The following is a 26,468-nucleotide window of genomic DNA, read 5'->3' on the forward strand; positions in this document are numbered from 1 at the left end:
CATAACACGCTCTAGGCGTGCTGCAGGCGCGGCCGCGACGCGCTGGCGCGCTCGTCTCTGGCCAAGAGCGTATCGAGGATGCAGCGGAACGCATGCCCATCGCCAAACGGATTGCGCCATGCCACCGCGCGCGCCAGCAGGCGATCGGCAGCAGTCCGCAGCGCGTCCTGGTCCAGGCCATGGGGCAGTTCCGCCCCGCCGATCTGCAGGGTTTCCGGCCGCTCGGTGTTGGTGCGCAGCACCAGACATTTGCGCTGCAGGATGCAGGCTTCCTCCTGGATCCCGCCGCTGTCGGTCATGATCAAGGCCGCGCCTTGCTGGAGCGCCAGCATGTCCAGGTAACCCACCGGACCGATCGCCCGTAGTGCGCGATGGCGCGCGGCCGCCGCGCTCCCCAGCGCATCCAGGCGCGGGTGCATCGGAAACACCAGCGGCAACCCCTGGTCTTCGGAAATCGAAGTCACTGCCTGCATCAGGGCGGCAAAATGCGCGGGATCTTCGGTGTTGGAGCGGCGATGGCAGGTGAGCAGGTGATAGCCGCCTTCGCGCAGCCCCAGGCGTTGCAGGATGGTCGAGCGGCGCAACGCGGTCTGGGCATGCGCCAGCGTTGCGTCGGCGACGGTATTGCCGGTGATGCGGATGCGTGCGCCGGTCAGGCCTTCGTCGCGCAGGATCTGCGCCTGCAGCGCGGTGGGGCAGAACAGGTAGTCGGACAGATGGTCGATCAGGACACGATTGACTTCTTCGGGCATGCTGCGGTCGCGGCTACGCAGGCCCGCCTCGACATGGGCAACGGCGATCTCCAGCTTGTTGGCAGCCATCGCGCCTGCCAAGGCGCTGTTGGTGTCCCCCTGCACCACCACCACATCCGGCTGCAGCGTCGCCAGTACCGGCTCGATTCCGCACAACATGCGTCCGATCTGCACGCCATGCGGCGCCGAACCCACACCGAGATTGTAGTCGGCCGGCGGCAGACCCAGTTCGTCGAAGAACACCCGGTCCATCGCCTCGTCGTAATGCTGGTTGGTATGGACGATCGAAAAGTGCAGCCCGTCGCGCAGACTGGCCGCGATCAGCGATGCCAGCTTGATGATTTCAGGGCGGGTGCCGAGAACATAGGTGATGTGCATGGGACTCCCGATCCGGGTTCAATAGGCGTCGCGGTCGAACAGCACGATCACGCAGGTCTGCGCGATGATGCTCAGGTCCAGCCAAAGCGACCAATGCTGGATATAGGCAAGATCGTGTTGAACGCGGCGGCGCATCTTCTCCACCGTGTCGGTCTCCCCGCGCAGGCCGTTGACCTGCGCCCAGCCGGTGATGCCCGGCTTGACCCGCTGACGTTGCAGATAGTTCGGCACCACGTCCTGGTATTGCGCGTTGTGCGCCAGCGCATGCGGCCGCGGCCCGACAATGGCCATGTGCCCCTGAAGCACGTTGAGGAACTGCGGCAATTCGTCGAAGCTGGTACGCCGCAGGAAGGCGCCGAAGCGCGTGACCCGTTGATCGCCCCGGCTGGTCTGCGGCGCGGCAGTGGCAGCATCGTGCAGCTGCATGCTGCGGAACTTCCACAGTTCAAACGGACGCCCGTCCCAACCCTGTCGCATCTGCCGAAACAGGACCGGTCCCGGGCCGGAGAGCTTGACGCCCGCGGCCAGGGCCAGCATCAGCGGTGCACTCACCACCACGATGACCAAGGCAAGCACACGGTCGGTCGCCTCCTTCAGCAGGCGCGACAGGCCCGTGAGCGGACGGACCGACAACGCCATCATCGGCAGGCCGGTCAGCTCCTCCAGACAAGACTGGTCTGGGCCAAATGCGAACAGGTCCGGAATCCAGCACGCATCCACGCCGCACGCCTCCAGTTGCGCGATGCTGTGGCGAAGCCGCGCCTCGTCGCGGATCGGCCAGGTGACCCATACTTCGCCAACATGCTGGGTTTCCAGCCAGCACGACAGCCCGGCCGTGCCGCCAAGCGCCAGATCCGACGGCACCTGCAACACGTCGATTCCGGAGCCCGGCTGACGCTGGATCCGCGTCGCCAACGCGGCGGTGCGTTCGGACGGACCAAGCAGGGCGATGCGCCGCCGCCCGATGTCGTGGCGATACAGCCAGGCAAGCGCCCCCCTCATCGCATGCCGCACGCAGAGCAGGCCGGCACCGCCGCATCCAGCCCAATAGAGAAACCACAGGCGCGAAAAAGTCGCCCCGGTGGCGCTGAGGAAACCGATCGACATCAGCACGCTCAGCACGATCGCCCACCCCGTCAATACACGCCCCGCCACCATCGTCGGTGCCAGATGCGGCCGCTGGCGGTAAAGCGACAAGCGCCCGAACACCAGCAGCGTCAGCGCCGCAGCGGCTAGCAGCGCATATGTATAGCGGGGCGCGTGCGGCAATGCCGGTTGACCGACTCGCATGGAATAAGCAAGCAACCCGGTGCCGACCACCACGCCCATGTCGGCGATTTTTGCCAGACCGGCCACTGACCCAAGCAGATCGCCAGATCGCCTGGGCGCGATGGCGACGCGCGGCAGCAGTGGATCGAGCGAGCTCATCCGGTGACCGCAACCTGGCGGTAGACCGGCGAGCCTACGCATGGATTGATCAGCATCCCTCTCCCTTCATCCCTGGTTTCCTCCAAGAGTGGCAGCTCCGCATCCGGCAGCATGCACCTGGCGATAAAGCGTGGCATAGGAACGCACCATCGCCGCGCCGGTGAAATACTGCCGATAACGGCTCAACGCCTCCTGCCCCAATGCGTTGGCCACCTGCGGATGGTTCCATAGATAACGCATTGCATCGCGTAAGGCCACAGGATCTGCAGGCGCCACCACCAGGCCGGTCTGTCCGGCCACGTTCACAAAGCTGGTGCCGGTGCCGATTTCACAGGAAATCATCGGTTTGGCATGCATCGCCGCCTCCAGCAAGGTGATGCCGAACGCCTCCGAGCGCAGATGCGACGGAAATACCAGCCCTTCGCACAGAGACAGCAAGGCATGCTTGTCGGCATCGTCCAGCACGCCCAGAAAGTGGACGTGGGTCAGGCCAAGCTGCCGTGCCTGCTGACGCAAGCGCGCGCCTTCCGGTCCGTCTCCAACGATGGCCACCGGGATCGGTGTGTCGCGGAGGGCCTCCAGCAGGTATTGCAGACCTTTGTAGTAACGCAACACACCGACGAACAACAGGAATCGCGGGCCCAGGCGCATGCGCCAGGTCTGCGCACGGTCGGCGTCGGGAGTGTGGTGAATGGAGGGGTCCAGTCCGATCGGTATCACGCTCAGCTTGGCCTGAAAATCGGCCAGGACCGCGCTGGTGGCGCGATAATTCGGCGATGTCGCAACGATATGGTCGACGCGGTCGAGGAACCGCTGTTGCAGCGGCCGATACAGGCGCAGCAAACGTCGTTGCCGCACGATGTCCGAGTGGTACGTCAGCACCGAAGGCGTTCGAACGGCGCCCGCCAGATGCAGTACATCCATGAACGGCCACGGGAAATGATAATGGATCAGGTCGAAGCCACGGGCCAGGCCTGCGAACTGGCGCAGCAAGCGCAGCGACACGGGCATCGACGCCACTTCGACGTCGCGTCGAAAACGGTGCAACGTGTAGGGTCCCTGCATGCTGATGCCCGCCAGGCGTCCATCTGCGCAAAGGGTCACCACCTCGCTGTCCACGGCGTAGCGATGCGACTGCGTGGCGAGCGTGCGCACCACTTGTTCGGTTCCGCCCATGGTCTCCGGCAAGCTGGTCTTGTAGACGTGCAGCACCCGTAGCGGGAAAGATGCAAGGCTCAAGCGGCCAGCACGTCACGGTACGCATCGGCCGTCGCTGCGGCACAACGCTGCCAGCTGAACTGGGCTGCGCGCTGCAGCCCCGCCTGTCGCGCGGCGTCACGCCAGGCCGCATCGTCCATGCACCTTGCCAGCGCCAGGGTCAATGCGCCGGGATCGGCAGGATCGAACAGCATCGCCGCATCGGCAGCCACTTCCGGCAATGCCGACGCCGATGAGCAAAGCACGGGCGTACCGCTTGCCATGGCCTCCAGTACCGGCAGGCCAAACCCCTCGTACAACGAGGGAAACACGAACAGGCGGGCACCTGCCACCAACGCCGGCAGGCAGTCCTGTGGAACATAGCCGAGATAGCGCAGCCAACCGGCCTGTTCGGCACTACGCATGCGCGCATGCAGCGTCTCGCTGGACCAGCCGCTATGGCCTGCGATCACCAACGGGTAGCGCGCCCGCAAGGCGGCAGGCAGGGCCGCATAGGCAGTCAGCAGCATGTCGATGTTCTTGCGCGGCTCGATGGTGCTCACGCACAGGCAATATCCATTGGCATCCAGGCCCAACGCCTGCAGCGGTACGGCGAGCTCGGCCGGGGGGCGCGGCCGAAACGCCGCATCTGCCGCCAGCGGGATCGCACGAATACGCTCCAGCGGCAAGGCAAAGTGCGCAGCGATCTCCTGCCGCGAAAACTCCGAGACGGTCAAGATCAATTGCGCGCGCTGCACGGCCAGTACCAACTCCTTGCGCATGTAACGCACCCGGTCGGCGCGGTGGCACTCGGGCCAGCGATAGATCGAAATATCGTGGAAGGTCGCAACGCTAGGACCGTCATACGCCGGGAGGTAGTAATTGCAGCCATGAAACAGCGCCGGCCCCTGGCCGCGAAGGGCACGCGCCTTGGCCAGATTAGCGAGGCGTCGATAGGTATCGGTCACCGCTTCGATCCGCGAGAAACGATCACGCATCCACGACGTAACGGTCGAGGCCGGTCCGGGACTCGGTCGCTGTTGGAGCAGGCGTCGCCCATGCAGGTACTGCAACGACTCGATCTGCGGAAGTGCAGCCAGGTGCACTGCCAGTTCCTGCGTATAACGTCCAACCCCGGTAAGCGGGTATCGAATCGACTCGGTAGCCAGGATGATATCCACGACGCGTGGCGGCGATCAGCGCCGTTGGCAGGCGACGGCGCAGATGCCCGGCCGGCGCTGTACCGTCGGCGGTCTATCAGTACCTGGATGCAACGACTGGCATCGGCCCATTCCATGCTCCTCGTGACGACCAACCCAGTCTACCCGCTGCCGCAGACGGCGGCGACCGAAGCGATCCTCCCTGCCACAGCGATGCCAGCCCATGTACGCGGCGCTGTATCTTCGCGACAGCAGCGCACCTGCCATCGTCTGAAGATCCTTCCAGTCATCGCAGGCAGCGACGTTAGGCGCTTCCATCGTCCTGATCTGCTGCATCTGCACATGGCGAGCTAGCCAACCTGCCATCCGGACTCCCATGGTGATGCCAGCACGTTGACGGACTTCGGCGACTACGAGGTCGCCTACTGCCTCATCAAGTTCAAGGCAGTCTTTGATGGACTGGGCTTCTCGGAACACCAAGGTGTGATGACGCGACTTCCGGAACCGGCCGCGGAGTAGGCGGTGCCATCTCTGGCCGTCCGCCTGGCGTTCTGGCATCGACTCGAAGCCTCGCAAGTACCCTGTGGTAATCCATTAGGAGTCACCAGAAAGCTTAGATGCGCGAGCACCTTTCCACACATAGCCAGCCGATTCTTCTTTGACGGCAGTGTCGTCAGGGCGTGCCGCCAATTGCTTGCTTGGTTCGGGCCTCGTTGTATTCGCGTCGCCAGCGTTCTAGCTCGGTGAGCACGTGCAGCACCGTTGGAACCCACTGTTCGTGAGAGCCTTCGTCGTATGGCCGGTCGTTGAAGGATTCGACGTAAGTCTTCTTGTTTGGCTTGCCTGGCTGGATCAGCCGAACTGCATCCCACGGGCATGTCCCAGGCGACCCTTATCATGCCGCAGGACTCCTTGCCGTTGTCGGCATGGATTACCTGCGGCAGGCTGCACCGCGTGCGCATAAGCCCACTTCAGGTGCTGTGCCGGAACGCTTTTCCGGAGGCGTCAGGTCAACCGCTCCGTCAGGAGCGCTACTTCTGCGTGTGGCGCGCGGCTTCGGCGTTGTCTGACGCGTAGGCGTTGATGATGGCCGCGATCAGTCCGGGGAAACGCGCGTTGACCTCTGCAAACCTCGAGTGGTTGCGCATCTCCACGCCGTGACGTTCGCTGCGGATCAGCCCAGCTTCGCGCAGCACCTTGAAGTGATTGGATAGCGACGACTTCGGAATGACCCGGTCACCCAGCTCGGCGACGGAGGCGCAGGCCTCGACATGACCGGCGGTGAGGATCTTGGCAAGAATCGCCGCACGGTTTGGATCCGACAGCGCGTGGAGGATCGCTGCGGGTCGGACATCTTCGATGGCGGGATGCAGTAAAGGTCTCATGGCAGGTGCGTACAGCGGTTGACCTCGGCATCATTAGTTCATATTATCCGAACTAATGAACTAAGGCCTGCGGGCTGCAGGGCTCTTCGTCGTCGATGTCAAAAGTAAGCAACCGAGGATAGCAAACATGAAAAAGCTGGCAGGCAAGGTCGCGGTAGTGACAGGCGCGTCGAAAGGCATCGGCGCCGGTATTGCCAAAACGTTGGCCGAGGAAGGCGCCGCCGTGGTGGTCAATTACGCATCCAGCAAGTCGGGTGCCGACGCTGTCGTCGAGGCCATAGCAGCAGCAGGCGGCAAGGCGATTGCGGTACCGGCCGACGTGTCCATCGCAAGCCAAGCACAGGCGCTCATCGCAGCGGCAGTGACCCATTTCGGCCGACTCGATATCCTGGTCAACAACTCGGGCGTGTGGGATGTCGCCCCGGTCGAGCACGTGACCGAAGACCAATATCGCCGGCTGTTCGACGTCAACGTGCTGGGTGTCCTGCTCACCACCCAGGCAGCCATCAAGCAGCTTCAGGAAGACGGCAGCATCATCAATATCTCCTCTTCGATCACCAGCTTGCGATCGCCCGGAACATCGCTCTACACCGCCAGCAAGGCGGCGGTGGACGCACTCTCCGGTGTGCTCGTCAAGGAGCTCGCTCCGCGCAGGATCCGCGTCAATGTCGTCAGCCCCGGGTTCGTGATTACAGAGGGCACAACCACCGCTGGCATCGTCGGCTCCGCCATGGAAACCGGCATCGTCGCGCAAACGCCACTTGGACGTGCAGGTCAGCCGGAGGACATCGCCAAGGTCGTTGCGTTCCTTGCATCTGACGATGCCCGGTTCGTGACCGGCGAGAACATTCTGGTCAGCGGCGGACTGCGTTAACCACAGCCTCCACGCTGCTGGCCTGGTTCGGAAAGCTGCGCGATGCCTGCGGTTTCGCTGCAGCTTGTGGTGTTTCGCAGCGAGCTTGGCGCCCTCCGCCGCATCTGCATGCGCGAGGGCGTCGTTCGTTGGCGGGCCGATCAGGCCCTCAAGCCGGGGGTGACTTGCCGGCCACCTTCCGGTCAGGCTGGACGCGAGGCTTACGCTGGCGCAGTCGCCTCGCGCACGAAGGCGTCGTAGGTGCGCAGCGGGCGGCCCAAAAGGGCCTGCAGTGTTTCCACCGTGCCTTCGGCGGCATGCATGCCGTAGGTCTGGATGCCGGCCATCATCAGACGCATGTCGTAGGCCAGCCAGGACGGGCCGTACGCAGCCAGCTGCGCTTCGAACGCGGCGAGGTCGTCGCCGGCGTAGGCGATCTCGCGGCCGAGCGCTGCACTCCAGACCTTGGCCACGGCGGCACCGGTCAATGCCTGCGGGCCGACCAGCTCCAGGGTGACGCGCTCGAGCGCGGCCGGTGCCCGATCGCGGCGCAACAGCTCGGTCACGGCAATGTCGGCGATGTCGCGCGCATCGATCATGGCGATGCCCCTTGCGCCGATCGGCATCGGATAGACGCCGTGGTCCTGAATCGTCGTCTGCACCATCGCCTCGTTCTGCATGAAATACGCCGGGCGCAGGATGGTGGCTGGAATATTGCGGGTTTCGAGCATGCGTTCGACGGTGTGCTTGCCGGTGAAGTGCGGCACGTTGCTGAACTTGTCGGCATGGATGACGGACAGATAGACGATGCGCTCGATGCCGGCTTCCTGAGCCAGATTCAACGCGATCAGCGCCTGCGTCACTTCGTCGGGGGTGACGGCGTTCAACAGGAACAGCGTGCGCACCGAGGCCAGAGCCGCGCGTAGCGAGGACACGTCGGTGAGGTCGCCGACGACTTCGGTGACGCCGGCCGGGAAGGCGCGCTTGCCCGGTTGGCGGACCAGAGCCTTGACCTCGGCGCCGGCGTCGGCCAGACGCTGGGTGATGAGAGAACCGACGGTGCCGGTGGCACCGGTGACGAGAATGCTCATGTGACTCTCCTGCAGTGGATGGAAGGGTGATTCAGCGCGACAGGTCCGCCACGACCTTGCCGGCGCGTGTGGCGGTGCGATTGCGTTCGATGGCCAGCGGGATCTCGGCCAGGCCGATCACCTCGCCGACCGTGGCGATCAGTGCGCCGCTGGCGACGTCGGCGGCCAGCGTCTCCAGCAGCGCGACGTCCGGTGTGTTCATGAACCACAGGCTGCGGCGGCCAGGCGGGGTGCGCGCGAAGATGTCCGGCGAGGTGGTGCCGACGATGACGCCATCGGGTGCCAGCACCTGCCATGAGCGCTCCAGAACCTCGCCACCGACGTAATCGAGTACCAGGTCGATGTCGCCGACGAAGTCTTCGAAACGCTGCGATTGGTAGTCGATGACATGGTCCGCGCCGAGGCTGCGCACCAGCTCCAGGTGCGCGGTGGCCGCCGTGGCGAACACCTCCGCCCCTGCGCGTCTGGCGTACTGCACGGCATAGCCGCCCAGTCCACCTGCGGCGCCATGGATCAGGATGCGCTGGCCGGGATGCAGCGGCCCGGCATGGTGAAGACTCTTCCACGCGGCCACCGCGGCGACCGGCATGGCGGCGGCCTGCACGTCGTTCAGGCCGGCGGGAATGCGGGCGAGTGTGTGCTCGTCCACGGCGATCGCCTCGGCATAGGCGCCCAGCCCGGCCATTGCGCCCATGACGCGGTCGCCGCGCTGCCAGCGGGTGACGCCCGCCCCGAGCGCTTCGACCACGCCCGCCAGTTCGGCGCCCAGCACGGCCGGCAGCTGCAGCGGCAAGACTTCCCGCATCAGGCCGGCGCGCACTTTCCAGTCGATGCCGTTGACGCCGACGGCGTGCACCCGCACCAGCACCTGGCCGTGCCGCGGCTGCGGTGTAGCGATGGTGGCCACTTCGGCGGCGTCGGCGCCGCCGTAGGCTCGAATCAGGACTGCGCGTTGGGTGCTGCTCATGGACGGATGCTCGTGGTGCGTTGCGGTGACGAGACGTTATTCCGTTGCACGGTTAATACGAAGACGCCAAGATGTAGACGCCTGGTTTCAAATATGGAACACCATGGATCTCAATGCCTTGATCGATTTCGCCCTGGTCGCCGCCAACCAGGGCCTGGGCAAGGCCAGCCGCGCCAGCGGCCGGTCCAAAGCCACCCTGTCGCGGCGCATCGCCGAACTCGAGGAACAGTTGGGGGTACGGCTGGTAGAGCGCAGCGCGCGTGGCCTGAAGCTCACCGAAGCCGGCCAGTTGCTGATGGACCGCACCGAAGTGCCGCTGAGCGAGGTAGCCGAGGCGATGACCGCGGCGCGGGAGGGACTGTCGACACCGCGCGGACGCTTGCGGGTCGCCTCGCCGGTGCTGTTCTCGCAACTGGCGATGGGCGGCATTGGTGCGGACTTCTGCGCGGCCTACCCGGAGATCACGCTCGAGGTGGTGGCGGAAGACCGCACGGTGGACCTGGTGGAAGAACAGTTCGACGTCGCCATCCGCATCAATCCAAGCGCAGACAGCAGCCTGGTCGGCCGCTGCTTCGCCACGGACCGGCTGGTGGTGGTGGCTGCGCCCAGCGTGCCGCTGCCGCTGCCGCTGCCCGGCGCGGTCAGGGCGGTGCCCGGCATCGTGATGTCCAGCTCCCAGCCAACCCTCTGGAACCTGGACGACGGGCGCCTGCTGCTGGAGCCGATCCCGCGGCTGCGGTTTTCGTCGTTCCTGATGATCCGCGACGCGGCCATCGCCGGCGGCGGTGCGGCGCTGATCCCGCAGTCGATCGCCTGGCGCCAGCTTGCCCGCGGCGAGCTGGTGCAGTGGGGCATGGTGTCGGGGGTGACCCCGGCGCTGTGGGTCCTGCACACCTCCAGACGCCTGGCTGCACCGAAGGTGCGCGCCTTCGTCGACTTCATGTGCGCCAGATATCCGGACGCGTCATTGCTGCTGCAGGGCTGACGGACCGCCCGGGCGTGGTGGACGACCGGACATGGCCGCGGACGTCCGCGGACACCGTCGCAGGCGCAACAACAGCCAGCCTGCGGGCAGAACGCCTGGCATGCCGATTGCTTGATCCACGAACCTTTTCGAGTTCAGGCGACACGACAGCATGGTCCACATCGGCAAGCCATCCCGCAGCATCCGGACCTGGCGCTGCATGCGCCGGGCAATGGCGAGCAGCATGCTTGCGACAGCGCTGCTGGCCGCTTGGTCTTGCCCTGCAGCCGATCAAACATCGCCCGCGCCGCAGACGCCGTTGCAAGGCTGGGCAGCCATGGCCGACAAGGACGTGGACTTTTCGCTGCAGTGGTTCAAGGATCAATCGATCATGGCCGTGTATCCGGACCCGGCAGGGTTTGCAGAAACCATGGCCAAGGCGCGCAAGCAGGCCGATGCGGAAGTCCAGCAGGTCACCAGCTTCGAAGGCTATCGTCAGACGCTCGCGCATTTCTTTTCGACCTTCAACGACGCGCATGCCTATGTCTGGATGCAGCTGCAGGCAAAGACGTATCAATGGCCGGGCTTCCTTGCCAGGTACCAGGGCGGCCGCTTCCTGGTCGCCGGCTCGGACGGAAGCGTGGCAGATGGCTCGGAAATCACCGCCTGCGACGGACAGCCGATGCGTCAATGGTCCGAGCGCATCGCGCTCTACGAGCACATGATCCCGGAAAACATCATTCCCGGGTTGGAATCGACGTATGCGCGCGCCGCGCCGATCATGTTTCGGTATCGGAAAAGCCCATTCCTCAAACGTCCGGAACACTGCACCATCGATGGGCGCAGCGTCGTCCTCGATTGGAAACCCCTGCAGCAAAGCGAGCTGACGAAGCTGATGTCGGCGATCAAGCCCGAGCTCGGCACGGACGTCGCTGTCACGCCATTCGGTGCGAACGGGGCCTGGGTCCGGCTTGGCAATTTTTCACCGGAAAACAGACTGCAATCGGATCAATTCCAGGCGCTGTACCGCACGGCTCCATCGCTGCGCGACAAGTCGGTGATCGTCTTGGACGTCCGCGGCAACGAAGGCGGACCTTACGAGTGGTTCATGGGTGTGCTGCGTGCGCTCTATGGCAACGACTACACCAACTATTACGCAAGAGAGCGGCTGAAGATTTCGGCCGTCTATCGGCTCACCAAACAGTCGGTCGACACCTCGACGTTTTCTCCCGCCAGCGCTGGCGCAGACGCGCCAGCAGCTGCACCGCCGGACGGCATTGCCTACGATGAAGACAACAAGCTCTCCCTGGCGGCAATGGCGCGTGGGGAACAGCTGCTGCATGCGCCGGCCAATGCAGAACGCATCGCCAAGCCAAAGCGACAGCCAGTCAACCCCGTGCACGCGCGCGTGCTGGTGCTCACCGACTACGACTGTGGTAGCGCCTGCATCGGATTTGTCGACGAGCTGAAGCAGTTTCCAGGCGTGCTGCAGGTAGGCACCGAAACCTTCGTCGATGCGCGCACCGGCTCGCCGATGACGGCCATGCTTCCAAGCGGCAACGGCGGTATCGCCGTGCCTTACATGACCCGCGACGGACGGCCACGCAATGACAACGTGCCACAGAAGCCGGATATCGCGTTCACCGGCAACATCGACGACACCGCCGCGGTGAAGGCATGGCTTGAGCACATCCTGCGCACCCCCTGATACAGGCGGTGGCCGTTGGATGTTTTGCGCAGAGCGGTCTGTTTCCAGAAGCCGCGCCGGTGGAGAGAACGCCGCGCTCGCCTGCCTGGGCGAGCTACCGGGCTCTGGTTGCCGGCGCGCGCGCCGGCGCCAGATCGAACACCTGCTCGGTGGCCGCATCCACCGCCGCACGCGTATACAGCAACGGGAAATACCGACCCTCAAGCCACAGTGGCGCCAGGTCGCGGTAGTGCGGGCTGGCCGGGTCGCCGGATTGGCCGGGGTAGTTCATGGCGCGCGAGTCATCCCAGTCGCCCAGGTCGATGATCAGACGTGCGGACGGGCCGATGGTCTGGCGGAAGTCGGCAGGGTCGTAGCTGGATTGATTGGGCGTGTACGGGCTACCGCCCTTGGCGAAGGGGCCGACATCCAGCCGCGCGCGTTCTCCGCCAAGCGCTGCGCTCATCGCATGGGTGACGGTATTGGTGTGCAGCTTGCCCCACTGCCACTGCGCCGGATCGGGACCTTGCCTGTCGACCAGCGATTGATAGGCGCTGCGCAGCGACTCCAGCAGCAACCGGTCGCGGCGTGCGGCAGGGTCGGATCCGAACGCAGCGCCCGGATGCTCCAGCGCATCCATCAGTCCCGCGGCGTCGGGCATGCCGAACGCGGCTGCCTCGGCAGGGCGCAGCACCATGGCCTTGTAGGCCGCGCCGAGATAGCTGCTGAACCACACTTCTTCCAGCGCGGCAGCGGCAGAGCTTGCGCTGACTTCGCCGTTCCACGGCCGCAGGAGCGCCAACGCCGCAGTGGTTTCCGGGTCCTGCGCGTGCAGCGGCTGGATCAAGGCCACCAACCGCTGCGCCGGCAACGACACCTGGTCGTTCTGCAGCTGCTGCGAATCCTGCAAGGTCACCTTGGGCAACTGCGAGAGCACCTGGGTGATGCGTGCGTGCCGCGCGTCGTTGGCCCATTCGAAGCCGATCTTGCGTGCCAGGGATGGATCGCCGCCCGGCAGATTCATCTCGTTGGAGGTGGTGATGAAACCGGCGGCGGGATTCTTCGATGAGGGCAGCACATCGCTGTTCCAGAAGCCGCTCCACTCGTAGCGGCCATCGCCGGGAACCGGCAGCAGCCCATCGGAGCGCTCACGGCGCGGGGTCGTGCCGGCCGTCGCCCAACCGATGGTGCCGTGCACGTCGGCATAGACCTGATTCACCGATGGCGCTCCCCAGTGCGCGAGCGCGCCCTTGAACTGCTCGAACGATGCGCTGCGCAGATACCGCAGCGACCCCAGATACGGCGCCGTGCCGGGTTGATTCCAGACCGAGGCGATGGCGTAGGCGATGTGCTTGTCCGCATCGACATAGATCACTGGCCCATGCCGGGTGAATTGCAGCTCCACCGGCACCGGCTTGCCATCGCGCACGGCAATGGATGCGTGCTGCGTCTGCATCGGCTCCCAATGGCCTTGATACCAATAGGACGCGTGGTCGGCCGGGTTCAGGCGGTAGACGTAGAGATCTTCCTGGTCGATGTTGAAGATGGTCAGGCCGAAGGCGCTGGTGCGGTTGTGGCCGATCGCGATCCCTGGCGCGGTGGGCTCGCCGGCACCGATGATGTCCAGCCCGGGGCTGGTCAGATGCACGAAATAGCGCAGGCTGGGCACGGTGTAGGCGCGGTGCGGATCGTCCGCCAGCACCGCATGACCGGTGGCCGATTTATGCGGGGCGATCACCCAGTTGTTACTGCCTTCTGCAGCGGCTTCTTCTTCCGGGCGCAGGGACGCGGTGTCCGCAGTGGCGCTGCGCGGCTGGGTATCGGCGCTCAGCCTGGGGCTTTGCGTGGCCAGTTCGTAGACCTTCAACACGGCGTCCGGAAGGCAGGGATCCAATCCCTCGGGCACGTGGGTGGTCCAGGCCGGCTGCAGCTTCAGGCGGATCGCGTCGATGCGCAGCGAAGCCTTGCAGGCGACCTTGGCGCGGGCGACCTCGCTTTTGACGTTGCGGCTCAAGCCGGTGGTGCGGATGCGCAACACATCTTCTGGCGACCACGTCTGCGGACGATAGCCGAAGGTGCGGAATTCGTACGGCAGCGCCTGTGGATGCGCATCCAGCCAGGCGATATAGGCATTGATGCCGGCAACGAATCGGCTCACCTCGCGCTGTGCGTCGGGGCCGTAACTGGCCCATTCGGCATGCATGTCGCCGCGATACAGAAACAGCCGCGAGGCGCGATCCTGGGCGACGTAGGCCGGCCCGAACGCGTCGGCCAGATGGCCAAGCCCTTTACGGCGCAGCAGATCGAGCTGGAACAGGCGGTCGCGCGCGACATTGAATCCCTGCACGAAGAACGCGTCGCCATCGGTGCGCGCGTAGATGTGCGCCACGCCCCAACGATCGACGCGAATCTGCGCCGGCTGCTCCAGCCCGGACACTGTCATGGACGATTGCGATGGGGATGAGGCTGGTGCGGCAGTGCCATGCAGGCTAAGAGTGGCCAACAAAACGTAGCGAGCAGTCGTCAGGCGGGTGTGGACGGCGCGGAGGAACCGGAGTGTACGCGTGGTACATGAGGATTCCGAGCACCGGCCGCGCCCGCCTGGCGGCTGCGCAGTAGTTTTGTTAGCTACTCTAAGGCTGCCCGGCAGCAGGCACAGCACCCACCGGTGTGTTGTGTAGAGCATGGTTGAGGCCTTGTGACTGCAAAAAGGAAGATGCCGCATGCCTGCACGCTGGCACTGACACGTGTGGAGACGAACACTCGTGCAGCGTGCCGCATTGGCGCCGTGTGCCTGCACAGATTGCAGAATGCACGGCGCATCAAGCGAATCCTGCTGGCATCGCCTGCGTTAGCGTGGGTGCAGTGCACCGCGTTGCATGCACATGCACCCGCCCGCAGAACTGTCGTGTCGGCTTGATCGCACGCTGCACGTCTGCATCCAACGATGCCAAGCGTCGCATGCGCAGCCATCGACAGCCGAACTGCCATGACATCGCGCGTAACACATGCATCGCCTGCAGCACCTTGGCATGCTGCCTTCACATGCGCGGTAGCGCGAGCGCGCATGATCGTGGTTCTAGCGGCACTGATGCTGCACAGGCAATGTCTCCATGCCGCCAAAGCGGAAAGCGTCTGCGTTCTCTCTCTGGTGGCAATCGATTACCCAACCAGCACCATCGCTGCAGACGCACCCGGTCCGGGATGCGGCCGTGCCGGGCGCTGCATTGCTCGGCGACGAGCAGATGGAAATGCTGGCGCGCGCGCTGGCAACGACGCACACGCTCTACACCGGCCCGGCACGCGAGCTGTTGTTGTCGGGGCTCAAGTCCAACCAACGCGCGCTCGAAAGTGCGGCATCGCGCCTGAACGAAATGGCGGCCGCCGGCGTGCGGCTGCACCCTGCCGGCGAATGGCTGCTGGATAACGATTATCTGGTGCAAGAGCAGATACGCCTTGCGCGCCAGCATCTTCCGCCGGGTTACAGCCGCCAGTTGCCACGCCTGCGCACGCCGAGCTCCATCGGTCTGCCGCGCGTCTACGAGTTGGGTTTGCAGGTCGTGGCGCATGGCGATGGGCGCGTGGATGCGATCACGCTGAGCCGCTTCATCGCGGCCTATCAACAGGTGGCACCGCTCAAGCTCGGCGAACTGTGGGCCGTTCCGATCGTGTTGCGGCTGGCCTTGATCGACAACCTGCGCCGCGTTGCCGACGGCATCATGCACGACGGGCGCGATACGGCGCTGGCTGCGCATTGGGCCGCAGTGCTCAATGCCGCGGCCGCCGCGCAGCCCAAGGATGTGGTGGTGGTGGTGGCCGACATGGCCCGCTCGCAGCCACCGGCCACCGGTGCGTTCGTCGCCGAACTGACGCGCGGCATCCAGGGCCGCGGCCCGGTGTTGTCGATGGCCAGCGCCTGGGTGGAACAGTGGCTGGCCAGCGAAGGCCACAGCGTCGAAGGAATGGTGCATGCCGAAAGCCAGCGCCAGGCGGCCGACCAGGTCTCGATCGGCAACAGCATCGGCAGCCTGCGCTTTCTTGACGAAATGGATTGGCGCGAGTTCGTCGAGACCATGAGCGTGGTCGAGCAGACCCTGCGCAAGGATCCGGCGGCGGTCTACGCGCGCATGGATTTCCAGACCCGCGACGCGTACCGGCATGTGGTCGAAGATCTGGCTCACCGCATGGAGCGCGACGAACCGGCCGTGGCCGACACCGTGCTGCAATTGAGCACGCACCCGCACTCGGCTGAGCAGGTGGCCGCGCACGTGGGCTACTACCTGGTGGATGCGGGATTGCCGCTGTTGCGTGCCGCGTTGCGCGATGCGGACACCCTCGAAGTGCCGACGTCACCGCGCCCGCGCGTGCGCCGGGTTGCGCTGCCGGCGTATCTGTTGCCGATCGCGACGATTGTGGCGCTGTGGACCGGCGTCTTGCTGCAGTGGGCCAGTGCGTTACCGCCGGCGCTGTGGTGGATCACCGCCGGCATCGCGCTGCTGGCGGCCAGCGAGTTGGGGATCGCGCTGGTCAACTGGGTGGCGACGCTGTGGGTGCGTCCGCGTCCGTTGCCGCGCATGGACCTGCGCCTGGGGATTGCACCCGATTGCCGCACCCTGGTGGTGATGCCGAGCATGCTGGCCGGTACCGATGCCATCGACGAGCTGGTCGGCGCGCTGGAGGTGCATTACCTGGCCAACCGCGATGCGCAGCTGTATTTCGCCTTGCTCACCGATTTTCTCGATGCCGCGCAAGCGCTGTTGCCTGGCGACATGGCATTGGTGGCGCATGCGGCGCAGCACATCGACCGGCTCAACGCGGCCTATGCCGACGCGCACGGCGATCGGTTCTTCCTGCTGCACCGCGCCCGCCAATGGAACGCGGGCGAAGGCTGCTGGATGGGCGCCGAGCGCAAGCGCGGCAAGCTCGAAGCGCTCAACCGCCTGCTGTGCGCCGAGGATGCACCGCTGCAGGCAGCCAGCGACTTCCTGCAGGTGCAGGGCGATGTGGCCGTTCTGGTGGGCGTGCGCTATGTGATCACGCTGGACAGCGACACCCATCTGCCCAGGGACGCGGCACGTGCCCTGGTCGGGGCGATGTCGCATCCATTGAACATGCCGCGCATGGATGCGTCCGGGCAGTACGTGGACGCCGGCTACGGCATCCTGCAGCCCGGCCTGGGCACCGGCATGAGCGAGGGCGGCGAATCGCGCTTTGCGCGCATGTTCGGGATCGAACCGGGCATCGACCCGTACACGCGTGTGGTGTCGGACGTGTATCAGGACCTGTTCGGCGAAGGCTCCTTCATCGGCAAGGGCATCTATGCGGTGGCGACCTTCGAGCAGGTGCTGGCCGGCCGCTTCCCCGACAACCGCGTGCTCAGCCACGACTTGCTGGAAGGCTGCTATGTGCGCGCCGGGTTGCTCAGCGACGTGCGCCTGTACGAGCGCCATCCGCAACGCTATGCCACCGATGCCAAGCGCCGCGCGCGCTGGGTACGCGGCGACTGGCAGCTGTTGCCGTGGCTGCTGCCGTGGGTGCCCGATCGCGACGGCAGGCGCGCGCGCAACCGGTTGTCGTGGTTGTCGCGCGGCAAGCTGCTGGACAACCTGCGCCGCAGCCTGGTGGCGCCGGCCGCCTTCGGCCTGTTGCTGATCGGTTGGTTATGCTCGCCCACGCCGCTGCGCTGGACGGCGTGGCTGCTGGTGCTATGGCTGGCGCCGGGACTGTGTTCGGCGTTGTATGCGCTGGCGCATCCCCCCGAAGGTCTGGGGTTGCGCCATCACGCGCGGCAGGTGGGCGTGGGGCTGCGTCAGCACCTGCTGCGCACCGGCGTGGTGCTGGCCTGCCTGCCGTTCGAAGCGGGACTGCAGCTGGCGGCCATTGCCCGCACGCTGGTGCGCATGGCGATCACCCATCGCCATCTGTTGCAGTGGGCCCCGTCCAGCGAAGTGGAACGCAGCGCGCGTAGCGGCACTGCCGAGCATCGCCTGATGGCCGGCGCCGCCTGCGGTGCGGCGCTGACGGTCGCGGCGGTGGCGTGGTGGTCGCCGTCGGCCTTGTGGGCGGCATTGCCGCTTGGCGTGGCGTGGATGGGCGCGCCCTGGCTGATGGCCTGGCTGGGCGGGCAGCCCGCCGCCCCGGTCGCGCAATTGTCGCAGGAGCAGCGCGCTTTCCTTGGCGGATTGTCGCGGCGCACCTGGGCCTTCTTCGAAACGCATTGCACCGCGCAGCATCATTGGCTGCCGCCGGACAACGTGCAGGAGTATCCGGTCACGGTGGTGGCCAACCGGACCTCGCCGACCAACATCGGGCTGGGCCTGCTGGCCAACCTGACCGCCTACGATCTGGGCTATCTGACGGTGGCCGGCGTCATGACCCGCGTGGCCGATACGCTGACCACCCTGGAATCGCTGCCGCGCCATCGCGGCCATTTGTACAACTGGTACGACACCCAGACGCTGGCGCCGCTACTGCCGCGCTATGTCTCCACCGTGGACAGCGGCAATCTGGCCGGACATCTGCTGACGCTGCGGCAGGCGCTGCTGGCGCTGGAGGATGCGCCGGCGGTCTCGATGGCGGTGTTCGACGGGCTGGCCGACACCGTGAGTGTGCTGGCAGCGCAAGCCAGGACACGCAACGTCACCGCCGATGCGCTGGATGCGCTGGAGACGATGTCGCAGGGTGTGCAAGGCCTTTGCAGCCAGCCCGCGCCAAGCCTGCCCCAGGCCGACACGGCGCTGCGCCTGCTGTTGGCGCAAAGCCAACGGATCCTGGCGCTGATGCCGGTCAGCGGCGACGACGAGGAACCCTGGCCGCAGCGGCTGGTCAGCAGTTGCAAGGCCGCCCTGGACGAGTTGGGCCACTGCGCACCGGCGCTGGCCGACACCGCTCCGCACGCGGCAGAGACGACGGGTGCCGTGGTCGCCACGCTGCGGCAACTGGCCGCCGGCGGCCACGCACCGAGCGTGCAGAGCTGGGCCGCCAACCGCGTGCAGGAACTGCAGCGGCTTGCGCATCGCGCCGGGCAGCTGGCGCAGATGGATTACGACTTCCTCTACAACCGCGCCCCGCAGTTGTTGTCGATCGGCTACAACGTCGACGACCGTCGCCTGGACAGCGGCCATTACGACCTGCTGGCCTCCGAGGCGCGCCTGGGGATCTTCGTGGCGATCGCCCAGGGCAAGCTGCCACAGGAGAGCTGGTTCGCGCTCGGGCGCACGCTGACCGATACCGGCACCGAGCCGACGCTGCTGTCGTGGAGCGGCTCGATGTTCGAGTACCTGATGCCCGACCTGGTGATGCCCAGCTATCCGCAGACGCTGCTGAACCGCTCGATGCGCGGCGCGGTGCAGGCGCAGATCCGCTACGGCGCCGCGCGCGATGTGCCCTGGGGCGTGTCCGAATCGGGCTACAACACGGTCGATACGCGGCGCAATTATCAATACCGCGCGTTCGGTGTGCCCGGGTTGGGACTCAAGCGCGGCCTGGGCCAGGATCTGGTGATCGCCCCGTATGCCAGCGCGATGGCCTTGATGGTCGACCCGGATGCGGCCTGCCGCAATCTGCAGCAATTGCAGGCGCTGGGATTCGGCGGCCGCTTCGGTCTGTACGAGGCGATCGACTACACCCCGTCGCGGGTGCCGCGTGGCGAACAGCACGCCGTGGTCCGCTCGTTCATGTCGCACCATCAGGGCATGGCGCTGCTGGCACTGGATCACGTGTTGCGCGATGCGCCGATGCAAAAGCGCTTTGTCGCCGATCCGCAGTTCCAGGCCACGCTGCTGCTGTTGCAGGAGCGCGCGCCGCGTGCCGGCGTCTACGTCAAGGGATTGGATCAGGCCGCGGAGCGCCCGGTTCCCACCGAGGCAGGCATGGCCTTGCGCATCCATCGCGACCCGAATCTGCCGCAGCCGGCGTTGCAACTGCTCTCCAACGGGCGTTACCACGGCATGCTGACCTCGGCCGGTGGCGGCTACAGCCGCGCGCGCGACATGGCGGTCACCCGCTGGCGCGAAGACGGTACCCGCGACCACTGGGGCACCTTCTGCTATCTGCGCGATGTGGACAGCGGCGCGGTGTGGTCGGCCGCGCATCAACCCACCTGCGTGCCGGTGGAGCGCTACGAAGCGATCTTTTCCGACGCCAAAGCCGAGTTCAAGGGCAGCCACCAGCGCTACGACAGCCATCTGGAAATCGCCATCTCCGCCGAGGACGACGTGGAGCTGCGCCGGCTACGCATCCGCAACCGTTCGCGGCAGACGCGCGTGATCGAGATCACCACCTATGCCGAAGTCGTGCTGGCGCCGGCGCAGGCCGACGAGGCGCACCCGGCCTTCAGCAACCTGTTCGTGCAGACCGAGATCCTGGCCGACAAACAGGCGCTGCTCTGCACACGGCGCCCGCGCGGGCATGACGAGGTGCAGCCGTGGATGCTGCATCTGGTGGCCGTGCACGATGCCGACGTGGCGACGATTTCCTACGAGACCGATCGCGCCGCCTTCGTCGGGCGCGGGCGCAGCACCCGCGATCCGCTGGCCTTGCACGCGCACGCCAGCCTGTCCGGTGCGGCCGGCTCGGTGCTGGACCCGATCGTGGCGATCCGCTGCCGTATCTCGCTGGCGCCCGATCAGCAGGCGCAGGTGGACATGGTCTACGGCGTCGGGACGCAACGCGAGGCCTGCACCGCGTTGATCGACAAGTACCGCGACCGCCGTCTGGCCGATCGGGTGTTCGATCTGGCGCTGACCCAGAGTCAGGTCACGCGCCGGCAGATCGACGCCTCGCTGGAAGACGCGATGCTCTACGAGCGGCTGGCCGCGCGCGTGCTGTTCGTCGACCCGCAACTGCGCGCCGATCACGAAGTGCTGCTGCACAACCATCGCGGCCAGTCGGCGCTGTGGAGTCATGCCATCTCCGGCGATCTGCCGATCATGCTGTTGCGCATCACCGACCCGGACAATCTCGACCTGGCGCGCCAGCTGGTGCAGGCGCACGCATACTGGCGCCTGAAAGGCCTGCGTGCGGATCTGGTGATCTGGAACGAAAGCCAGGCCGGCTATCGCCAACAGTTGCAGGACGCCATCCTGGGCCTGATCGCCGCCGATCCCGAAGCCAATGTGCTCGACCGCCCCGGCGGCATCTTCGTGCGCGCCATCGAACACATTTCGCAGGAAGACCGCGTGCTGCTGCAGACCGTGGCACGCGCGATCCTCAGCGATGCCAACGGCACGCTGGACGCGCAACTGCAGCGCCACCCCAGCGCACGCGCGCATCCGCCGCTGCTGGAGCCGATCCAGCAGCTGGACAGCGCCGACGCGTTGGCCAGCACCCACGCCGCCTATCTGGACCGCACTCTGCAGGCCGCTTCCGACGAAGCGCTGCTGTTCGATAACGGTCTGGGCGCGTTCGCCGCCGATGGCCGCGAGTACCGCATCACCCTGGACGAGGGCATGCCCACGCCGGCGCCGTGGTGCAACGTGCTGGCCAATGCGCAGTTCGGCAGCGTGGTCAGCGACAGCAGCGCCGGCTACAGCTGGGCCGAGAACGCGCACGAGTTCCGGCTGACGCCGTGGCATAACGACCCGGTCGGCGATAGCTCCGGCGAAACGTTCTATCTGCGCGACGAAGACACCGGGCAAGTGTGGTCGCCGATGGCACTGCCGTGCCGCGGCAGCGGTCGCTACACGGTGCGCCACGGCTTCGGCTACAGCGTCTACAGCCATACCGAACACGGCATCGGCAGCGAGTTGTGGGTGTTCGTCGATGCGCAACGGCCAATCAAGTTCAGCCATCTGCGGCTGAAGAACCTGTCCGGGCGTCCGCGCCGTCTCAGCGTGACCGGCTATGTGGAATGGGTGCTCGGCGACATCCGCGCACGCTCGCAGCTGCATGTGGTCAGCGAGGTCGACCTGGGCAGCAGCGTGCTGACCGCGCGCAACCCGTACAACACCGAGTTCGACGGGCGCGTGGCGTTCTTCGATGCCGATGCGCCCAGCCGCAGCATCACCGCCGACCGCAGCGAATTCATCGGCCGCAATGGCAGCCTGGCCGCACCGGCCGCGCTCGCCCGGCAGCGGTTGTCCGGGCGTGTGGGGCCCGGCCTGGACCCCTGCGCGGCGATCCAGGTGCCAGTGACGCTGGCGGCCGAGCAGAGCTTTGAAACGGTGTTCCGGCTGGGTGCGGCCAGCAACCGCGACGCGGCGCTGGAGCTGGCGCGCAGCAGCCGCGGCGTGGCCACCGCGCAGGCCGCATTGCTGGCCGTGCGCAGGCACTGGGAACAGGTGCTGGGCAGCGTGCAGGTGCGCACGCCCGACCCTGCCGTGGATCTGCTCGCCAATGGCTGGCTGCTCTACCAGACCATCGCCTGCCGCTTCCTGGCACGCAGCGGCTACTACCAGTCCGGTGGCGCGTTCGGCTTCCGCGATCAATTGCAGGACAGCATGGCGATGGTGCACGCGCAACCTGCGCTCAGCCGCGCCCACCTGTTGCGCAGCGCCGCGCATCAATTCGTGCAGGGCGATGTGCAGCATTGGTGGCACCCGCCGCAAGACCGTGGCGTACGCACGCAGTGCTCGGACGACTTCCTGTGGTTGCCGCAGGCGATGTGCCGCTATCTGGACACCACCGCCGACACCGGCGTGCTCGACGAGCTTGTCGGCTTCATCGACGGGCGCGCGCTCAAGCCCGACGAGGAATCGTATTACGACCTGCCGCACCTCACCGGCAACGTGCAGTCGCTGTACGCACACGGCGTGCTCGCCCTGCAGCGCGGCATGGCGCGGCTGGGCGAGCGCGGCCTGCCGCTGATCGGCAGCGGCGACTGGAACGACGGCATGAACCGGGTCGGCAAGGACGGCAAGGGCGAAAGCGTCTGGCTGGGCTTCTTCCTCTACGACACCCTGCTGCGCTTCTCGGCCGTGGCCATGCAGCGCGACGACGCGACCTTCGCTGCGAGCTGCCGCACGCATGCGCAGGCCTTGCGGGTGGCACTGGAACAGCACGCCTGGGATGGGCAGTGGTACCGGCGCGCCTGGTTCGACGACGGCACCGCGCTGGGCTCGCACCGTTCCGACGAATGCCGCATCGATTCGTTGTCGCAGAGCTGGTCGGTGCTGTCCGGGGCAGTGGACCCGGCGCGCAGCGCGCAGGCGATGGAGGCCATGCACCAGCACCTGGTCGATGCCGATGCGGGCATCGTCAAACTGCTGATGCCGCCGTTCGATCGCACCGGCCACGACCCGGGCTATATCCGTGGCTACGTGCCCGGCGTGCGCGAGAACGGCGGTCAGTACACGCATGCGGCGGTGTGGGCGGCGATGGCCTTCGCCCAGCTTGGCGACAGCGCGCGCGCCTGGCAACTGGCCGGGATGATCAACCCGATCCACCACGCCCTGGATGCCGACGCGGCGCAGCGTTACAAGGCCGAGCCCTATGTGCTGGCGGCCGATGTCTATGCGGTGGCGCCGCACGCCGGCCGCGGCGGCTGGAGCTGGTACACCGGCGCAGCCGGCTGGATGTACCGGCTGCTGACCGAATCGCTGCTTGGCCTGCAACGGCATGGCACCCGCATGCACATCGTGCCGTGCATCCCGGCCGACTGGCCGGGGTATCAGCTGCGTTATCGTTTCGGTGCCAGCACCTATGTCATCGACGTCACCCAGCGCCCGGGGGGCCAGGCACGGCTGGAGATCGACGGCGTGGTGCAGGCCGAGCTTGCCTTCACCCTGATCGATGACGGCGCGGTCCACGCTGTCGCCCTGGACTGGCCGGGAGACGCGACATGAGCATGCGCACACGCACCAATCATCAGCTGTCCGACCTGGGCAGAATGTTGTCGGTGTGGCCGCAACGGGTACGCGACCCCAGCCAGTTCTGGCCGCAGTTCGATGCCTTGGCCAAAGGGATTCTCGACGAGGCCGCCGAGGCGGACCTGCAACGCGTGCAACGTCGCTTGCGGCAGTTGCTGCACCGTCATGGGCTGACGCGCACGCAATGAGCGCCCGGCAAGTGGCGAGGACACCGCACCAGTGGGTGAGTCGATTGCTTTACTGAAAACCATGCACACCGAATGCAAAAGCAGCCAAGGATCTGAGTCGTAGAGGCATTTGGATACAGTCAAAAGCTGAGTTGGTCGAGAGCGCGGTGCCCTCACCGCTCGCGGGACACGCCGTCAACCCGTCCCTGGGGGCTCGGTGGCGGCATCCATGCCGCCACACGGTCCCGCAAGCGGTGAGGACACCGCACCAGAAAGTTTGCGGTTGCTTTGTTGAAAGCCTGCCTGTTGATCGCGCTGCCCTGCGAAGCTGATCCAACACGCCGTTATCCAAACAACGCACTTCATGCACTGTTTGCGACCATGCACACCGACCGTCTCCACTGGTCCTTGCCCGCTCACCGTCGCGGGACCTTACGCGGCATGGATGCCGCGGAAGAGCTTACATGGACGTACTTGCAGCGTGTCTCGCGATGGTGGGCGGGCACGGGCCCTGCAGCCAAGCCCCAGATCATCCGCTCTACGGCTGGTCTATCCACACGACAAGACACAAGACATCCAATATTTCGACTCGTAGCGTCGCTTGAATGTAATTACTTGAATGTGATTAAAGGCCGAGCTGGTCGAGGGCGTTACGCGCCATGCAGCCGCTGCACGTGATCGCCGCAGGCAGTACAAGAGGCCACCGTGATCGACGACGCGCAGTCGCACGCTTAGACTCCGCGTTTACACGCGTCCAGGCCGCTGGTGATCGATCTCAATGACATTGCGTTGTATGTGCAGGTGGTGCGCAGCGGCAGCTTTGCCGAGGCCGCGCGCCGGCTCGGTACTGCGCCCAACAGCGTGAGCCGGCGCGTGCAGCAGCTGGAAGCGCAGCTGGACACCCGCCTGATGCAGCGCTCCACCCGCAAGCTCACCCTGACCGACGCCGGCCAGGCGTTTTTTGAGCGTTGCGCCGACGCAGTGGATGGCCTGACCTCGGCCGGGCAGAGCCTGGTGGCCGGTGGCGAAGAAGCTGCCGGTCTGGTGCGGGTGGCGGCGCCTGCGGATTTCCTGGATTTTTTCCGCATCGAATGGGTGGGCGAGTTTCTCGCCGCGCATCCGCGCGTGCGCCTGGAATTCGTGCTCAGCGATGGCAAGGCCGACCTGATCGCCGAGCGCATCGATGTGGCGTTCCGCGGCGGTGTGGTGACGGACCTGGGCTATGTCGGCCGCCAGATCCTGGCCGACGCCAACGACCTGCTGGTGGCCAGCCCCGGCTACCTGCAGGCACGCGGCAGGCCGTTGCGGCTGGACGAATTGCCGCAGCACGACTGCCTCAGTTTTCCGCATCCCAGCGGATCTGCCACCTGGACGCTGGTTGGCCCGTCCGGGCTTGCCGAAGACGTCCAGGTGCAGGCGCGCATGGCCGCCACCACCGCGCGCGCACTGCGGCTTGCAGCGGTGGCCGGGCTCGGCATCGCGTTGTTGCCGCGGGCACTGGCCTGGCCGGATATCCACGAAGGTCGCCTGACCGTGGTGCTGCCGGATTTTCAACGCAAGGGCCAGAGCCTGTACGCGCTCTATCCGAGCCGACACCATCTGCCGCGTGCGGTGTCGGCGTTTATCCAGGCCGTGACGATGCGATTGAATGCGGTCGAATGCGCCAAGGCGACCGGCCTGACAACCATCCCCGCGCCGCAGGGGGTGCGCTGATCGTCGCACGCAGGGAGTGCGGCGTTCAGCGCCCCCATCGCGGCAACATCCGCGCCGGGCACGCGCGCAGCAACATGCCGACAGTGCGTGAAGCTCTGCCGGCGTAATGGCGTGCAGACAGCGTGCTGCATCGAGCGGCATCCCGCCCGCTCGATGCAGGGTCGGCAGGTGTAAACGATCGGCGCCGGGCAGACCGGCAATGCGATCCCGGCGCAAATCATGCCGCCGGATACGCGTGATGCGCGCTCCCGCTCAGGCAGCCAGCCCGTCGATCTGCTGCAGGGCGGCGGCGATGCCGGCCTGGCGCGCATCGGCGCCGGTGGCCAGGCCCTCGGCAACGATCACCTCCGGGTGATGCAGGCCGACGAAACCCAGCGCGGTACGCATGTAGGTTTCGGCATGCTCCAGCGACGCCAGCGGCGAGTTCGCACCATAGAAACCGCCACGCGCCACTGCCAGGATCACCCGCTTGTCGCCGGCCAGCCCTTCGAGCACGCCTTCGGACGTATAGCGGAAGGTCTTGCCGGCCACCAGCACGCGATCGATCCAGGCCTTGAGCTGGGTCGGCACGGTGAAGTTGTACAGCGCCACACCGATCACCACGGTGTCGGCCTCCAGAAATTCCTGCAGTACCACAGCCCCCTTGGCCAGGTCGGCGGCCAGTTCCGGAGTCTGATCGGCGTTGGGATTCTGCTGCGCGGCAAGATGCGCGCCGGACAGATGCCCGATCGGGTCGGCGGCCAGATCGCGACGCGTGACGGTGATATCGCCGTTGCCCTGTTGCAGCCTGGCAACGATGGCGGCGCTGAGCTGACGGCTCACCGAATAGTCGCCGAGGATGCTGGAATCGAGATGAAGCAGTTTCATTGGAATGCCTTTGCTGGATAAGTGGGGGTGTGAGGGTTGGGCGATGCCGGGC

15 protein-coding genes, 1 other RNA gene and 1 pseudogene are annotated in these 26,468 nt (G+C 66.1%); 6 read left to right on the forward strand and 11 right to left on the reverse strand.

Features of this window, described 5'->3' with window-relative positions:
• Nucleotides 1-11: 11 nt before the first annotated feature.
• From wecB to Y887_RS01980, 6 genes and pseudogenes are all read right to left on the reverse strand, one after another.
• Nucleotides 12-1,130 (reverse strand): non-hydrolyzing UDP-N-acetylglucosamine 2-epimerase, encoded by a 1,119-nt coding sequence (gene wecB / locus Y887_RS01955; RefSeq protein ID WP_046962753.1) that lies wholly within the window; start codon nt 1,128-1,130, stop codon nt 12-14.
• 18 nt (nt 1,131-1,148) lie between these two features.
• On the reverse strand, nt 1,149-2,558 hold the full coding sequence (locus Y887_RS01960; RefSeq protein ID WP_046962754.1) for an undecaprenyl-phosphate glucose phosphotransferase: 1,410 nt from the start codon (nt 2,556-2,558) through the stop codon (nt 1,149-1,151).
• A 66-nt stretch (nt 2,559-2,624) separates the two neighbouring features.
• Nucleotides 2,625-3,797, reverse strand: coding sequence for a glycosyltransferase (locus tag Y887_RS01965; protein ID WP_281256846.1), 1,173 nt, complete (start codon nt 3,795-3,797; stop codon nt 2,625-2,627).
• Nucleotides 3,794-4,936, reverse strand: a complete 1,143-nt coding sequence (locus Y887_RS01970; protein ID WP_046962756.1) for a glycosyltransferase family 4 protein — start codon at nt 4,934-4,936, stop codon at nt 3,794-3,796. The genes Y887_RS01965 and Y887_RS01970 overlap by 4 nt, the downstream gene beginning before the upstream one ends.
• Before the next feature lie 652 nt (nt 4,937-5,588).
• Nucleotides 5,589-5,859, reverse strand: a pseudogene (locus tag Y887_RS21255) (integrase core domain-containing protein); the annotation flags it as partial.
• 87 nt (nt 5,860-5,946) lie between these two features.
• Nucleotides 5,947-6,300 (reverse strand): ArsR/SmtB family transcription factor, encoded by a 354-nt coding sequence (locus Y887_RS01980; protein ID WP_046962757.1) that lies wholly within the window; start codon nt 6,298-6,300, stop codon nt 5,947-5,949.
• 127 nt (nt 6,301-6,427) lie between these two features.
• On the opposite strand from Y887_RS01980, the gene Y887_RS01985 reads away from it, so the two are divergent.
• Nucleotides 6,428-7,174: a glucose 1-dehydrogenase gene (locus Y887_RS01985; protein WP_046962758.1), complete on the forward strand. Its 747-nt coding sequence runs from the start codon at nt 6,428-6,430 to the stop codon at nt 7,172-7,174.
• A 200-nt stretch (nt 7,175-7,374) separates the two neighbouring features.
• Here Y887_RS01985 and Y887_RS01990 read toward each other — a convergent pair whose 3' ends face one another.
• The gene (locus Y887_RS01990) at nt 7,375-8,244 is read right to left on the reverse strand and encodes an NmrA/HSCARG family protein (RefSeq protein ID WP_046962759.1); all 870 of its coding nucleotides are present in this window, start codon (nt 8,242-8,244) and stop codon (nt 7,375-7,377) included.
• A gap of 31 nt (nt 8,245-8,275) precedes the next feature.
• A complete protein-coding gene (locus Y887_RS01995) occupies nt 8,276-9,211 on the reverse strand; it encodes an NADP-dependent oxidoreductase (protein WP_046962760.1) in 936 nt (311 codons plus the stop codon).
• A gap of 103 nt (nt 9,212-9,314) precedes the next feature.
• Here Y887_RS01995 and Y887_RS02000 point away from each other — a divergent pair, with 103 nt between their 5' ends.
• Both Y887_RS02000 and Y887_RS02005 read left to right on the forward strand, forming a co-directional pair.
• Nucleotides 9,315-10,196: a LysR family transcriptional regulator gene (locus tag Y887_RS02000; RefSeq protein WP_046962761.1), complete on the forward strand. Its 882-nt coding sequence runs from the start codon at nt 9,315-9,317 to the stop codon at nt 10,194-10,196.
• A 151-nt stretch (nt 10,197-10,347) separates the two neighbouring features.
• Complete coding sequence (locus Y887_RS02005) at nt 10,348-11,883, forward strand: S41 family peptidase (protein ID WP_084725898.1); 1,536 nt, start codon at nt 10,348-10,350, stop codon at nt 11,881-11,883.
• A 94-nt stretch (nt 11,884-11,977) separates the two neighbouring features.
• Here the strand turns inward: Y887_RS02005 and Y887_RS02010 are convergent, their stop codons facing one another.
• Both Y887_RS02010 and Y887_RS18465 read right to left on the reverse strand, forming a co-directional pair.
• Nucleotides 11,978-14,350, reverse strand: a complete 2,373-nt coding sequence (locus Y887_RS02010) for a penicillin acylase family protein (RefSeq protein WP_425445615.1) — start codon at nt 14,348-14,350, stop codon at nt 11,978-11,980.
• A gap of 9 nt (nt 14,351-14,359) precedes the next feature.
• A non-coding RNA gene (locus Y887_RS18465) (sX9 sRNA) lies at nt 14,360-14,435 on the reverse strand.
• A gap of 540 nt (nt 14,436-14,975) precedes the next feature.
• Between Y887_RS18465 and Y887_RS02015 the strand changes: the two genes are divergently transcribed.
• The 3 genes from Y887_RS02015 to Y887_RS02025 all read left to right on the forward strand — a co-directional run bounded on the left by Y887_RS02015 (nt 14,976) and on the right by Y887_RS02025 (nt 25,549).
• Nucleotides 14,976-23,645 carry a glycoside hydrolase family 94 protein gene (locus tag Y887_RS02015; RefSeq protein ID WP_046962763.1) on the forward strand — a complete coding sequence of 2,890 codons (8,670 nt, stop codon included), beginning with the start codon at nt 14,976-14,978 and terminating at the stop codon, nt 23,643-23,645.
• Nucleotides 23,642-23,857, forward strand: coding sequence for a hypothetical protein (locus Y887_RS02020; protein WP_046962764.1), 216 nt, complete (start codon nt 23,642-23,644; stop codon nt 23,855-23,857). The genes Y887_RS02015 and Y887_RS02020 overlap by 4 nt, the downstream gene beginning before the upstream one ends.
• Nucleotides 23,858-24,601: 744 nt before the next feature.
• Nucleotides 24,602-25,549 carry a LysR family transcriptional regulator gene (locus Y887_RS02025; RefSeq protein ID WP_046962765.1) on the forward strand — a complete coding sequence of 316 codons (948 nt, stop codon included), beginning with the start codon at nt 24,602-24,604 and terminating at the stop codon, nt 25,547-25,549.
• A gap of 252 nt (nt 25,550-25,801) precedes the next feature.
• On the opposite strand, the gene Y887_RS02030 is transcribed toward Y887_RS02025, so the two are convergent.
• On the reverse strand, nt 25,802-26,416 hold the full coding sequence (locus Y887_RS02030; RefSeq protein ID WP_046962766.1) for an FMN-dependent NADH-azoreductase: 615 nt from the start codon (nt 26,414-26,416) through the stop codon (nt 25,802-25,804).
• Between the last annotated feature and the right edge of the window lie 52 nt (nt 26,417-26,468).

Source organism: Xanthomonas pisi DSM 18956, assembly GCF_001010415.1.
GTDB classification, from domain to species: Bacteria; Pseudomonadota; Gammaproteobacteria; order Xanthomonadales; family Xanthomonadaceae; genus Xanthomonas; species Xanthomonas pisi.

Coding starts and splice junctions, on each gene's coding strand:
- wecB (WP_046962753.1), bottom strand. CDS start 1,130: ATGCACATCACCTATGTTCTCGGCACCCGCCCTGAAATCATCAAGCTG.
- Y887_RS02030 (WP_046962766.1), bottom strand. CDS start 26,416: ATGAAACTGCTTCATCTCGATTCCAGCATCCTCGGCGACTATTCGGTG.
- Y887_RS02015 (WP_046962763.1), top strand. CDS start 14,976: ATGCCGCCAAAGCGGAAAGCGTCTGCGTTCTCTCTCTGGTGGCAATCG.
- Y887_RS02000 (WP_046962761.1), top strand. CDS start 9,315: ATGGATCTCAATGCCTTGATCGATTTCGCCCTGGTCGCCGCCAACCAG.
- Y887_RS01980 (WP_046962757.1), bottom strand. CDS start 6,300: ATGAGACCTTTACTGCATCCCGCCATCGAAGATGTCCGACCCGCAGCG.
- Y887_RS01995 (WP_046962760.1), bottom strand. CDS start 9,211: ATGAGCAGCACCCAACGCGCAGTCCTGATTCGAGCCTACGGCGGCGCC.
- Y887_RS02020 (WP_046962764.1), top strand. CDS start 23,642: ATGAGCATGCGCACACGCACCAATCATCAGCTGTCCGACCTGGGCAGA.
- Y887_RS01985 (WP_046962758.1), top strand. CDS start 6,428: ATGAAAAAGCTGGCAGGCAAGGTCGCGGTAGTGACAGGCGCGTCGAAA.
- Y887_RS01990 (WP_046962759.1), bottom strand. CDS start 8,244: ATGAGCATTCTCGTCACCGGTGCCACCGGCACCGTCGGTTCTCTCATC.
- Y887_RS02005 (WP_084725898.1), top strand. CDS start 10,348: ATGGTCCACATCGGCAAGCCATCCCGCAGCATCCGGACCTGGCGCTGC.
- Y887_RS01960 (WP_046962754.1), bottom strand. CDS start 2,558: ATGAGCTCGCTCGATCCACTGCTGCCGCGCGTCGCCATCGCGCCCAGG.